Source organism: Isoptericola sp. BMS4 (assembly GCF_011634835.1).
In the GTDB taxonomy this organism is placed as follows: Bacteria; Actinomycetota; Actinomycetes; order Actinomycetales; family Cellulomonadaceae; genus Isoptericola.
In genome coordinates, this window is record NZ_SIRP01000001.1 from 2,382,701 (window position 1) to 2,395,451 (window position 12,751).

The 12,751-nt window shown below is 76.6% G+C and carries 10 protein-coding genes and 1 riboswitch; of the genes, 5 read left to right on the top strand and 5 right to left on the bottom strand.

All coding sequences use genetic code 11. The annotated features are described in order from the left end of the window. Window positions 1-212 precede the first annotated feature (212 nt). Window positions 213-1,658: a hypothetical protein gene (locus EYB28_RS10635; RefSeq protein WP_166847547.1), complete on the bottom strand. Its 1,446-nt coding sequence runs from the start codon at window positions 1,656-1,658 to the stop codon at window positions 213-215. A gap of 147 nt (window positions 1,659-1,805) precedes the next feature. Between EYB28_RS10635 and EYB28_RS10640 the strand changes: the two genes are divergently transcribed. Then, on the top strand, window positions 1,806-2,405 hold the full coding sequence (locus tag EYB28_RS10640) for a TetR/AcrR family transcriptional regulator (RefSeq protein WP_166847550.1): 600 nt from the start codon (window positions 1,806-1,808) through the stop codon (window positions 2,403-2,405). Beyond that, window positions 2,402-3,109: a hypothetical protein gene (locus tag EYB28_RS10645; protein WP_205710889.1), complete on the top strand. Its 708-nt coding sequence runs from the start codon at window positions 2,402-2,404 to the stop codon at window positions 3,107-3,109. The genes EYB28_RS10640 and EYB28_RS10645 overlap by 4 nt, the downstream gene beginning before the upstream one ends. Window positions 3,110-3,153: 44 nt before the next feature. Here EYB28_RS10645 and EYB28_RS10650 read toward each other — a convergent pair whose 3' ends face one another. From EYB28_RS10650 to EYB28_RS10660, 3 genes are all read right to left on the bottom strand, one after another. Continuing rightward, entirely contained in the window at window positions 3,154-3,810 is a 657-nt protein-coding gene (locus tag EYB28_RS10650; RefSeq protein ID WP_166847553.1) for a copper resistance CopC family protein, read from the bottom strand. Beyond that, the gene (locus EYB28_RS10655; protein ID WP_166847556.1) at window positions 3,807-4,556 is read right to left on the bottom strand and encodes a YcnI family protein; all 750 of its coding nucleotides are present in this window, start codon (window positions 4,554-4,556) and stop codon (window positions 3,807-3,809) included. The genes EYB28_RS10650 and EYB28_RS10655 overlap by 4 nt, the downstream gene beginning before the upstream one ends. Before the next feature lie 117 nt (window positions 4,557-4,673). Further along, window positions 4,674-5,318, bottom strand: coding sequence for a hypothetical protein (locus EYB28_RS10660; RefSeq protein WP_166847559.1), 645 nt, complete (start codon window positions 5,316-5,318; stop codon window positions 4,674-4,676). 81 nt (window positions 5,319-5,399) lie between these two features. Further along, window positions 5,400-5,526, top strand: a riboswitch (TPP riboswitch). Here EYB28_RS10660 and EYB28_RS10665 point away from each other — a divergent pair. The 3 genes from EYB28_RS10665 (at window position 5,517) to EYB28_RS10675 (ending at window position 11,203) form a co-directional block, all read left to right on the top strand. Continuing rightward, entirely contained in the window at window positions 5,517-7,250 is a 1,734-nt protein-coding gene (locus EYB28_RS10665) for a bifunctional hydroxymethylpyrimidine kinase/phosphomethylpyrimidine kinase (protein WP_166847562.1), read from the top strand. It overlaps the preceding riboswitch by 10 nt. A 93-nt stretch (window positions 7,251-7,343) precedes the next feature. Continuing rightward, window positions 7,344-9,368 carry an ABC transporter ATP-binding protein gene (locus tag EYB28_RS10670; protein ID WP_166847565.1) on the top strand — a complete coding sequence of 675 codons (2,025 nt, stop codon included), beginning with the start codon at window positions 7,344-7,346 and terminating at the stop codon, window positions 9,366-9,368. Next, window positions 9,365-11,203: an ABC transporter ATP-binding protein gene (locus EYB28_RS10675; protein ID WP_166847568.1), complete on the top strand. Its 1,839-nt coding sequence runs from the start codon at window positions 9,365-9,367 to the stop codon at window positions 11,201-11,203. Before EYB28_RS10670 ends, EYB28_RS10675 begins: the two co-directional genes overlap by 4 nt. A 69-nt stretch (window positions 11,204-11,272) precedes the next feature. On the opposite strand, the gene EYB28_RS10680 is transcribed toward EYB28_RS10675, so the two are convergent. Continuing rightward, window positions 11,273-12,742, bottom strand: coding sequence for a lipase maturation factor family protein (locus EYB28_RS10680; protein WP_166847571.1), 1,470 nt, complete (start codon window positions 12,740-12,742; stop codon window positions 11,273-11,275). Between the last annotated feature and the right edge of the window lie 9 nt (window positions 12,743-12,751).

The window sequence follows — 12,751 nt, forward strand, 5'->3', positions numbered from 1 at the left end:
CTAGCGGTGGACGCGCCGCCGGGCCTCCGCCTCAGTCGGGTGTGGTCCGTCGCCTGAGTCTGCGGTTCCGCTGCGGGCGAGTGCCTCGTTTCTCGGCCCTCACCCTGCGCTGCACCTCCGCCTCAGTCGGTGTGGTCCGTCGTCTGAGTCTGCGGTTCCGCTGCGGGCGAGTGCCTCGTTCCTCGGCCCTCACCCTGCGCTGCACCTCCGCCTCAGTCGAACATGTCGCCGACGTCGTCGAGGAGGCCGCCGAGCACCATCCCGCCGAGCACCGCGCCGAGGGCGCCCGAGCCGCCCCGGCCGTACCCGCCGCGCCCGTACCCACCACCCGGAACGCCGACACCGCCGTGCCCGTAGCCGCCCGGGCCGTTCCAGCCGCCGTCCCAGCGCTGGCCGTGCCCGCCGCGCGCGATGTCGCGGTGGGCGAGCGTGGCCGCCTCCGCGGCGAGCGTCGCCGCGCGGCGGGCGCCGTCGACGGCCCGCTCCGGGTCGTCGGCCGAGCGCGCCGTGGCGAGCTCCCGCTCCGCCTCCGCGAGCCGCGTGCGGGCGTCCGGACCGACCGGGGCGCGGTAGTCGTCGACGACGCTGCGCGCGGACGCGACCTGCCGCTCCGCGTCGTCCAGCGCGGGAGCGAGCTGCGCCGCCATGCGGCGCTCCCGCTCCGCACGCTCGACACGCTCCCGCACGGCGTCGTCCAGCGCCGTGTTGGCCTGCCGCACACGCGACAGGTCGGCCACCGGGTCCGTGGGGGCACCGGGCGCCGGCAGCGCCGCGAGGGCCTCCTCCAGCGCCGCGACGGCGCCGTCCACGCGGCCCGCACGCTGGGTCGCGGGCAGCGCCCGCGCCTCCGCCAGCTCCGCGCGCGACTCGGCGACCATGGCCCCGAGGGCGGACTCGGCGCGCAGGGCCTCGGCCTCGAACGCGCCGACCGCGGCGAGGAGCCCCTCGGCGCGCCGGACCGCCTCCTGCGCCGCGCGGGCCGCGGCCCCCGCCTCGCCCGTCTGCTGGGCCTCCAGCCGCCGCCGGGCCGCCGCCGTGCTGCGAGCCGCGAACTCCAGCAGCCGCTCGGCCTGCTCCGGGTTGTCCGCCACCGGGCGCAACGCGCTCTCGGCGTACACGGCACCCAGGCGCGCGACGTCCTCCACCGCGTCCGCGACGCCGCCGCGCACCCGGGCCGCCTCGGCGTCGACGCGGTCGAGCAGCTCCGGCGTCGAGCGCACCGTGGACCGCTTGGCGGCCACCGCGGCGTCGAGCTCGTCGAGGAAGCCGTCCGCCGAGGCACACAGCTCCGCGATGCGCCCGTACCACTCGCGCTGCTGCGCCGGCGTGTCCGGGATGTGGTCGTGCAGCAGCTGGTTGAGGTGGAACGCCTCGCTCAGGCGCTCCCGTGCCCGCCGCAGGAGCGGCGCCAGCTCCGTCGTGTCGCGCTCACCGAGCTCGGCGACCGCGAACGACAGCTCGTCCTCGGCGAGCCGGGCACGCTCGTCCGTGCGCACCAGCGCCGAGCCGGCGGTCGTGCCGAGCCGCTCGATCTCGTCGTGCGCCGCCCGCTCCCGAGCGCTGCGACGCCGGCGCAGCCGCCACCCGACAAGGGCCGCGACCACCGCCACGGCGATCACCAGTGCTGTCACGATGCCGACGACCTGCCCCGCGTTCATGGTCCGCATCGTACGGGCCCCGGCTCGCCGCCCGGACACGACCGGTGCTGCTACGTTGTCCCTCGGGGATTCACTGATCGCCGGGTCAGTGAACGGGTCGGTGAATGCGGCCGACGGCCCCGACGAGCGGACGTCCGGGAGGTGACGGTGGCGCGGACCGTCGACGTGGCGCGCGCGGCGCGCCGGCGCGAGCAGATCGTCCGCGCGGCTGCCGGCCTGTTCGGGACGTACGGCTACACCGCGACGCCGGTGTCGCGGATCGCCGCCGAGGCGGGGATGAGCACGGCTGCGGTCTTCTACTGGTTCGAGGACAAGGCGGCCGTCTTCCGCGCGGTCTTCGAGCGCGACCTGCCACGGATCGAGTCCCTGCTCCGGGAGGCGTCCGGCGTCACCGACCCGGTCGAGGCGCTGCACGGCGTGCTCGACGCGCTCGCGGCGGACTCGGTGGACGAGTCGGCGCCCGGGCTGCTGACCGAGCTGTTCCGGCGCGCGGACCACGACCCTGCCCTCGTGGCCGTCATGACGGCCACCGACGAGGCGGTGGTCGCCGGCCTCGAGCGCCTCGTCGCCCGCGGGATCGCGACCGGGCAGGTCGACCCCACGCTCGACCCGCGCGAGTCCGCGCGCTGGACCCAGGCCCTCGTCGACGCCGTGTACCTGCACGCCGCCCCGGGCCGCGACCTGCGGGCCCAGCTGCGACGCACCGTGAACGCCTACCTCGCACCGACGAAAGGTGACCTGCCGTGACCGATCCCGCGACGTCGTCCCCGAGCGTGGGTGCGCCCGCCACCACCGTGCGGCTGCCCCCCGCGTGGTATCCCGTGCTGGCCGCCGTCGGAGCGGTGCTGGGCGTCGGCGCCGGGTTCGCCGTGCGGCCCCTCGTCGGCCTGCTGCTGGACCTGGTCGACGGCGCCCCCGGGCCGCTGCGTCTCGCCGCCGAGCTGCCGGTGCCGTGGGCGGTGGCCGTGCTCGGGGTGCTCGGGGCGGTCGGGGGGCTCTGGGTCGCCGACGCGTGGGAGAAGGACAACCCGGTCGTGACCGTCGGCCCGCAGGGCCTGGCCGTGCGCCGCGGCGACTGGAGCCGCCACGTCGACCGCGCCCGGGTGGCCGGGGTGCTCCTCGCCGAGCCGGACCTCGTGGTCCGCGAGCCGTCCGGCGCCGAACCGGTGCGGGTCAAGGCCGACCGCGCGGTCGCGGGCAGGCTGCGCGCCGCCCTCGGCGACCACGGCTACCGCTGGCTGGGCACCACGGATCCCCTGGAGGACCGGTTCACGCCGTGGGTCGACGACGCGCCGGGCCTGGCACCCGAGGCCCACGCCCTCCTGCGCGACCGGCGCCGCGCCCTGGCCGACGGCCGGGCCGGCGAGGCGGACGCCGCCCGCGACGCGCTGACCGGCCTCGGGGTGGCCGTGCGTGACCGGGGCGGCGCCCAGGAGTACCGCCGCTGCTGAGGGGGACCGGGCCCGCCAGGAGGGGCTCCCGGCGGGCCCCGGCCTCAGGAGCGCCGTCGCCCGAGGCGCAGCGCGAGCACCACGCCGGCACCGGCGAGGACGACCACGGCGGCCGCGATCCCCAGCACGACGGGCAGGTCGGAGCCGCCCGACGCGTCGCCGGCCTCGGCCGCCTGCTCGCCGGCGGCCTGCCCGGGGTCGCCGTCCTGCGCGCCGGCGCCATCGGCCTGCGCCTGCGACCCGCACCCCTTCGCCTCACGACCGCCGTCGTCCCCGGCCGTCGAGGCGGCGCCGTCGTCCTCCGGCGCGTACGTGAAGGCGAACTCGCCGCTCGTGGGGTGCCCGTCCGCGGAGACGACGCGCCACGCGACCGTGTAGGTGCCGGGCTCGTCGAGGACGACCGGCACCGAGATCGTGCGGTCCTGCGTGGCGGGGCACCCGTCGGCGTGCTCGGCGCCGTCGGGGCCGGTGACCTGCACCGCCGTGCTGGACCCGTCGGCCGACACGTTCAGCACGACGTCGTCGAACGTCACCGACACCTCGTCCGGGGCCGTCGTGACGGTCTCGTCGGTGCCCGGGGAGGTGCCGACGACGACGTTGTGCGCGGACGCGGGGGCGGCGGCCAGGCTGCCGGCGAGGGCGAGGACGCCCGCCGTGGCGGTGGCGCGCAGGCCCGCGCGCAGGGCGCGGCCGGGCCTCACCGGTCGCCCCCGCGCTGCGACCGCCGCAGGGCGACGACCCCGGTCACGGCGCCGACGAGCCCGAGCCCCAGGCCGGCGGCGCCGAACCCGAGCGCGAGAGGCGAGGTCTCGGTGCTTGCCTCGTCGGAGGCGGCCGCGGCGCTCGCGCCGTCGGAGGCGGCGTCCGACGCCGTGCCGCCGTGCGCGCCGTCCTCGTCGGCCGGCGTGACCGTGACCGTGGGGGCGGGGTGCTCGGGCTCCGCGCCGTCGGCGGCCTCGTCGTCCCACGCGACGACCTCGCCGTCGGAGTACGTCTGGGTGGCGGGCAGGACGATCTCGTCCACGCCCTCGGGGACGGCGCCCGCCGAGACCGTGAACCGGAGGAACTCGCCGGGCGCGATGGCGGCCGCGTCGTCGTCCGCGGTCCACACGACGGTGCGGGGCGCCTCGGTCACCTCGGTGCCGTGCACCTCGACGGGCTCGGGCAGCTCGGCATCGGTGACCTTCGCGGTCCAGCCCGGCACGGGCTCGACCGACACGCTGGTGAACGGGGTGTCGGCGGGCAGGTCCACCCGCAGCTTCGTCGTCGAGGCGTCGGCGGACTCGTTCGGGACCTTGAACGTCAGGGTCGCGTAGCTGCCGGCGGCGGTCTCCCCGGGGGCGACCGTGACGTGCGCGGACGCGGCGCCAGCGCCGAGGGCGACGAGGCCGAGGGTCACCGCGCCGGTGGCGACGGCGGTGCGGATGCGGGGACGGGTGAAGGGCATGTCTGTGCTCCTGGTGTCGAGCCTGGTGGGTCGAGCCCTCGGCGGCGGCGGGTGCGGGCCGCCGCGGGGCGTGTGCCGGCGCGCACGACCGTCCCGGCGCGACCAGGTCGACCGGGGTCAGGCGTGCGCGGGAGCGCCCGGCGGGCCGCGCAGCCGCAGGCCCGCCAGGGCCCACCAGGTGCGCGGCACCCAGGAGGTGGTGCGCGGCGGCAGGTTCCGGCGCGCGGGGAGCGGCGGCCGCGGTGCGGCCACCAGGACGGCGACGGCGCCGAGCCAGACCACGAGGAAGGCCGCGGCGCGGTCGCCGGCGGCCACGAGGAGCGCCGTGAGGACGACGGCCGCGGCGTGCGCGCCGAGCATGAGGGCGCTCGTGGCCGTGCCGGCGTCGTGCGCGTGCCCGCCGGCAGCGAGCGTGGGGGAGGCCAGGGCCCCGGCGTCGAGCGCCAGGTGCCCGGCGTGCGCCCCGTGCCCGCCCGCGGGGACGGGCGAGGAGCCGCCGCGGACGGCGTCCGCGGTCGCCATGAACGACAGCGTCGTGTGCTGCACCACCTGGAGCGCCGCCGTCGCCGGCAGCAGGCGCCGCAGCGTCAGCCGGCGGCGCGCCGTCCAGACCGCCACCGGCAGCGTCAGCGCCACGGGCACCACCCACCCGAGCACCGACGAGGGCAGGACGCCCCCGGCGACCAGGTGCGCGGCTGCCGCGATGCTGAGCGTCGTGCTGGCGACGAGCAGCTCGCGGGCGCGGCGGACGATCACGGGCACCGGGCCACAGTACCGTCCGGCGTGCGCCCGGCCGGGAGACGCGGTGCTCGACGCCCGGTGCCGGCGTCGCGCTAGGGTGGCGCCCACGACACGGGGTGCACCCGTCGTCGGCGCGGCCGTGGGCCGTGACCGGCGCCGTGGTGCTGAGAGCACACCCGTCGAACCTGATCTAGCTCGCACTAGCGAAGGGATGTCGACATGAGCGTGCAGCTGCACCGCCGCGACGACGCCAGCACCAGCACCGCAAGCACGGCCGCGACCGGACCCGGGACCGGGACCGCCGTCCCCCGCGTCCTCGCGATCGCGGGGTCGGACCCCTCCGGGGGCGCCGGGATCCAGGCCGACCTCAAGTCGGTCGCCGCGGCCGACGGGTACGGCATGACGGCCGTCACCGCGCTCACCGCGCAGAACACCCGCGGCGTGCGGGGCGTGCACACGCCGCCCGCCGCGTTCCTCGCCGACCAGCTCGCGGCCGTGACCGACGACGTGGCGATCGACGCCGTGAAGATCGGCATGCTCGGCGCGGCGGACGTCGTCACCGTCGTCGCCGACTGGCTCGGCACGCTGCCCTCGGGCGCCACGCGCCGCCGTCCGCCCGTCGTGCTGGACCCCGTGATGATCGCCACGAGCGGCGACCGCCTCCTCGACGCCGACGCCGAGCGCGCCCTGACCGGCCTGCTCGGCCTCGTCGACGTGGTCACGCCGAACCTGCCCGAGCTCGCGGTCCTCGCGGGCGAGCCGGTCGCCGTGGACTGGCCCGCCGCGCTCGCCCAGGCCCGCCGCCTCGCCGCACGCCACGACGTCCTCGTGGTCGCCAAGGGCGGCCATCTCGACGGTCCCGCCGGCGCCGACGTGCCCGACGCGCTCGTGGGCCCGCACGGCCTCGTCGCGCAGGTCGGCGCCGCCCGGGTCGGCACCACCGCCACGCACGGCACCGGCTGCTCGCTGTCCGCGGGGCTGGCGACGCGGTACGCGCGCCACCACGACTGGGCGCGTGCCCTGCGCGAGACCAAGGACTGGCTGACCCGCGCCATCGCCGCCGGTGAGGCGCTCGCGGTGGGGGAGGGCAACGGGCCGGTCGACCACCTGGTGGCGGTGCGGGCCGGCGGGCCGGTGCTGCCCGCGCCCGGCGGCGCGCCGGGGGACGTGGCGCGGTGGCTGGCCGCCGGTGCCGCACCTGACGGATCGCTGGACGGCGCGGTCGACGCCGCGGCGCGGGTCGAGCGCGAGGGGGCGGCCCTCGTCGCCGACTGGTGGGCCGCCGCGGCACCGCTGCGTGCCCGGATCGACGCCCTGCCGTTCGTGCGCGCCCTCGGCGACGGCACGCTGGGCGCCGCGCACTTCCGGTACTACCTGGAGCAGGACGCGCTGTACCTGCGCGACTACGCCCGCGCCCTGGCCCGGGCGGCCGAGCTGGCGCCGACGCGGGCCGAGCAGACGTTCTGGGCGGGCGGGGCGCACGGGGCGCTGGCCACCGAGCTCGACCTGCACGGCTCGTGGCTGGGCGGCGAGCCGCACGACGTGGCGCAGAGCCCCACGACCCGGGCGTACCTGGACCACCTGCGCACGGCCGGGTCGGACTACCCGACGCTCGTGGCGGCCGTGCTGCCCTGCTACTGGATCTACGCCGACGTAGGGGAGCGGCTCGCGGCCCGCCACCACGACGCCCACCCGTACGCGGCGTGGCTGAGCACGTACGCCGACGACGCGTTCGCGGCGGCCGCGCGCGAGGCGGTGGCGATCCTGCGGCGGACCGCCGGCACCGCGACGGCGGAGCAGCGGGACCGGATGCGGTCCGCGTTCGCTCGCGCGTGCCTGCACGAGGTGGCGTTCTTCGACCAGGCGCACGCCTGGGCCGCGGACGCCGGCTCCGATGCCGCCGCCGAAGCCGTGCCGGCACCCGCTCCCGAGGGTGCTCCCGCGCGCCCCTGACCTGCGGCGGGACCGCGTGGCGCGGCCGGCCGCCGGCCGCCGCGCCACGTGACCGGGGCAAGCGTGTCGGTGGCCGGTGCGATAATAGGGGTGATGCCTGACACAGCCAGCTCGCCGAGAGCGTCCTCGGCAGACGCGTCCGACAGTCCCGACGACCGGTTCCCCGCCACCCCGGCCCACGAGCCCGAGGAAAGCGCTCCCCAGGCGCGCGGGACCACGCCACCGGCAGGATCCCAGCTCTCCACCTGGGCCTCCGTGCGGCGCCTCTACCCCTACGTCCGAACGGCGGTCCCGCGCCTCGTCGGCGGCCTGCTCTCCGCCCTCGGCGCCAGCCTCGCCGCCCTCGCGATCCCGCGCGTGCTGCAGGCGCTCGTCGAGGGCCCGCTCGCGGCCGGCGCCGCCACCCGGGACGTCTCCGCCCTCGTGCTGCCCGTCGCCGCCGTGCTCGTGCTCGGCATCGCCGAGGCCGCGTTCGTGCTCCTGCGGCGCAACCTCGTGATGTACCCCGGCACGCGCGTCGAGGCCGCCATGCGCATGGCCTTGTTCCGCCACCTGCAGGACCTGCCGGCCGCCTTCCACGACCGCTGGCCCGGAGGGCAGCTGCTCAGCCGCATGATGGGCGACCTCGGCCTCCTGCGCCGCTGGCTGGTCTTCGGGCTGCTGCAGCTCGTCGTCAGCACCGTGACGATCGTCGTCGGTGTCGGGCTGCTCGTGGCCACCGCCGGCTGGCTCGGCGTCGTCTACCTCGCCGGCGCGATCCCCGTGACCGTCATCGCGTTCCGCTTCTCCCGGCGCTACCGCGTCATCGCGCGCCTCTCGCAGGACCAGTCCGGCGACCTGGCGAACACCGTCGAGGAGTCCGTGCACGGCATCCGCGTGCTCAAGGCCTTCGGCCGCGGCCGTGACGCGCTCGCCTCCTTCACCGGGCAGGCGGAGGAGCTACGGCGCACTGAGATGCGCAAGGCCGGGAACCAGGCCACCGTGACGATGTCGCTCCACCTCATCCCCGAGGTCACGCTCGCCGTCTGCCTGGTCCTCGGGTCAGTCCTCGCGGCGCACGGCCGCATCTCCCTCGGCGACCTCGTCGCGTTCTTCTTCACCGCGGCGATCATCAACGGTCCGGTCGTCGACCTCGGCATGACGCTGTCGATGACGCTCAACGCCCGCACCGCCGTCGACCGCTTCTTCGAGGTCATCGAGACGCCCAACCCGCTCGCCGACCCGGACGACCCCGTCGACCCGGGCCCCGCCCGCGGGCACGTCGAGCTGCGCGGCGTGCGCTACCAGCACTCCGACGCGGCGCGCCCCCTCCTGGCCGGGGTCGACCTCGACCTGCCCGCGGGGACCACGACCGCGCTCGTCGGCCTCACCGGCTCCGGCAAGTCCACCCTCGCGATGCTCCTGCCCCGCATCGCCGACGTCACCGGCGGCAGCGTGCTCCTCGACGGCGTCGACGTCCGCCGCATGCGGCGCCACGACGTGCGCCGCACCGTCGCCGTGGCCTTCGAGGACCCGACGCTCTTCTCCGCCTCCGTGCGCGAGAACGTGCTCCTCGGCGTCCCCGAGTCGGGACCGGACGCCGTACCGGAGCCCGAGCGCGAGCGGCGCCTGCGCGAGGCGCTCGAGGTCGCGCAGGCGGGCTTCGTCCACGACCTGCCCGAGGGCGTCGAGACCCGCATCGGCGAGGAAGGGCTCTCCCTGTCCGGCGGACAGCGGCAGCGCCTCGCGCTGGCCCGCGCCATCGCCGCGCACCCGCCCGTCCTCGTCCTCGACGACCCCCTGTCCGCCCTCGACGTGGCCACGGAGGAGGCCGTCACCGTCCGGCTGCGCGACGTGCTCGCCGGCACCACCAGCCTCGTCATCGCCCACCGGCCCTCCACCGTCGCCCTGGCCGACCGCGTCGCGGTGCTGCAGGACGGGCGGATCACCGCCGTCGGCACCCACTCCGAGCTGCTCGCCACCGACGCCCACTACCGCTACGTCATCTCCAACCTCGAGGAGGACTGGGAGCACTGCGCGCACCGCGACGAGGACGACGACGGGCCGCCCGGATCCGGCACGCAGAGCACAGAGCCGCACGGCACAGGAACGCACGGCAGGACGGAGGACCACCGGTGAACGCCCCCGCACCCCGGCCCGAGCCGGGCCACCGCGCCACCGACGCGGCCTCCGACGACGCCACCCGCCTCGACGACGCCACCTCGCGCGCCGTCCGGTCGCGCTCCAAGCGGCTCCTCGGTGAGCTGCTGCGCCCCCGGGTCCGCGCTCTCGTGGTCGCCGGCCTCCTCGTCGTCACCTCCACGCTGGGACAGGTCGCCGGGCCGTGGCTCGTCTCGCTCGCCATCGACGAGGCGGTGCCGGCGCTCGCGGACGGCGACGCCTCGACCCTCGCGCTCGTCGGGTCCGCCTACCTCGTCGCCGCCGTCGCGGGCGGGCTCTGCGCCGGTGCGTACGTGCGCGCCGCGGCCCGGATCGCCCAGGGCGTGCTGCTGGACCTGCGCCGGCGGGTGTTCCGCCAGACCCAGCTGCTCAGCCTGGAGTTCCACGAGTCCTACACCTCGGGTCGCATCATCAGCCGCCAGACGTCCGACCTGGAGTCCCTGCGCGAGCTGCTCGACGGCGGGCTCACGGGCGTCGTGTCCTCCCTGATGCTCATGGTCTTCACCGGCCTGAGCCTCTTCCTGCTCGACTGGCGCTCCGGGCTGGTGCTCGCCGTGGCGATGGTGCCCGCCTGGCTGCTGACGCGCTGGTTCCAGAAGAAGTCCCAGCTGTACTACCGCGAGCAGCGCACCGCGTCGGCCCGCCTCATCGTGAAGTTCGTCGAGACGATGACGGGCATGCGCGCCGTGCAGGCGTTCCGCCGCGAGGGCACCACCGAGGCCGACTACGGGCGGCTCGGCGAGGAGTACCGCGACGCGAACCTGCGCATCTTCGGCGTCAACGGTCGCTACCAGCCCGGCCTGGTGCTCATCGGCAACGTGGCGGTGGCGGCCGCGCTCGCCGTCGGCGGGTGGCGCGTGTACGCCGGCGACCTCGACGTGGGCGTGCTCGTGGCGTCGCTGCTGTACGTCAAGCGGTTCTTCCAGCCGATCCAGCAGCTCGGGAACTTCTACAACTCGTTCCAGTCCGCCACCGCGGCCCTCGAGAAGGTCTCCGGGTTGCTGGCCGAGGTGCCGACCGTGGTCGAGCCGAAGCACCCGACGGCGCTGCCGCGGGCGCGGGGCGCACTGCGGCTCGACGACGTGCAGTTCCGGTACGGCGAGGGGCCCCTCGTGCTCCCGGACCTCGACCTGACGATCCCGGCGGGCCAGACGGTCGCGCTGGTCGGGACCACGGGCGCGGGCAAGTCGACGGTCGCCAAGCTCGTCACGCGGTTCTACGACGCGACGTCCGGGCGGGTGACGCTCGACGGCGTCGACCTGCGCGACCTGTCGACCCCCGACCTGCGGCGTGCCGTCGTCATGGTCACGCAGGAGGCGTACCTGTTCAGCGGGTCCGTGCGCGAGAACATCGCGCTCGGCCGGCCCGACGCCCCGCAGGCCGACATCGAGGCCGCGGCCCGGGCGGTGGGCGCGCACGAGTTCATCACCGCCATGCCGGACGGGTACGACACGGAGGTGAACAAGCGCGGCGGGCGCGTGTCCGCGGGCCAGCGCCAGCTGCTGAGCTTCGCCCGGGCGTTCCTCGCCGACCCTGCCGTCCTCGTGCTGGACGAGGCGACGAGCTCGCTCGACATCCCGGGGGAGCGGCAGGTCCAGCGCGGCCTGCAGACCCTGCTCGCCGACCGGACCGCGATCATCATCGCCCACCGGCTCTCGACGGTCGCCATCGCGGACCGGGTGCTGGTGATGGAGCACGGCCGGGTCGTGGAGGACGGCCCGCCGGCCGAGCTGGCAGCCGGCACCGGCCGGTACGCGGCCCTGCACGCGGCGTGGCAGGACTCCATGGCCTGAGCGGCCGGGACGTGGGGCGACGACGGGCGACCTCGACCCACGACCTCGACGAACGACCCGGTGCGGTGGTCAGGCCTCCAGGTCCGCCCGCCGCACCGGGTCCACCAGCGTCCCGAGCTCGTGGCGCACCCACCAGTCGCCGGTCGCCCGCCGCTCGGCCGGCGTCGTGTACCGGTAGCGGAAGAGCCGCACCCGGACCCACGTGGGTGCCGTCCCGTCGAAGGGGTCGTGCCGCAGCAGGCGCAGGGTCGCCCGGTCCGCCTGCAGCAGGCGCAGCAGGAGCCGGGCGATCCACGGGCCGCGCACGCCCAGGGGGACGAACCACAGCACCCAGTCGAGGCGCAGGTGGTACGGCGCGACCTGCGGCGGGCGCCGCCCCACCTCGCCCGGCTTGCCGCGGAAGGCGTACTCGCGCCAGTCGGCCGGGCCAGGCTCGGCGGGCAGCGACCCCTCGATCACGACCTCCTCGCGGCGGCGTGTCACGGAGCCGAACGCCCCGTACGCGTTGACGAGCCGCAGGGGGTCGAAGCTGGCGTTCATCCGCTGGTGCGGCGAGGTCAGGTTCAGCGCCGGGCGCACCGAGAGCACCGCCAGCAGCACGACGACGGCCGCGACGACGAGCACGTACCCGTCGGGCCCCGGGGCCTGGGCCGCTGCGCCTGCCGAGCCGGCGCCCGGCCCTCCGAGAAGCGCCGCCCAGACGCCGTCGGACACCATCGCGGCGCCGAGCACGATCGCGGCCCAGTTCAGCCACGCGAAGTTCCCGGTGAGCACGAGCCAGCCCTGCGTCACCACCACGGCCGCCCCGGCGATGCTCGGCCCCGGCTGCGGGAGCCACAGCAGCCAGGGCACCGCGAGCTGGGTGACGTGGTTGCCGACCACCTCCGTGCGGTGCCACCACCGCGGCAGGTGGTGCGCGTGCCAGCTGAACGGCCCCGGCATGGGCTGCGTCTCGTGGTGGTGGTCCATCGCCGTGAGGTCGCGCCAGGCCCGGTCGCCCCGCCACTTGATGAGGCCCGCGCCCAGCTCCAGGCGGAAGAGCAGCCAGCGGGACGCCAGCACCAGCAGGAACGGCACGGGCACGGCGAGCGAGCCGAACCACGCCACGAGGAACGCCGCCTCGCACAGCAGCATCTCCCAGCCGAACGAGTAGAACCGCTGCCCGACGTCGACGATCGACAGGTAGGCCGCCCAGCACACCAGCAGCGCCGCCGTCGTCACCCACCACGGGCCGAGCTGCACGAGGCCCACGACCACCGCCGCCGAGAGCGCGGCGCCCACCCCGGCCACGACCACCAGGAGCCGGTCGGAGTAGCGCAGGTGGAACAGCGACGGGGCGTCCCGGAACCTGGTCCGCGTCACGAACTCCGGCACCGGCTGCAGCCCCCGCTCGCCGAGCAGCGGGCGGAACTGCCCGAGCGCCTGGACGAACGCGAGGCACAGCAGCGCCGCGACCCCGCGCTGCAGCACCTCGCGGGCCACGTCGTAGTCGCCGGTGGCCCACCACCCGTCGAGAACCGCTACGAGCTCCGCCGGCATGAGGCGAAC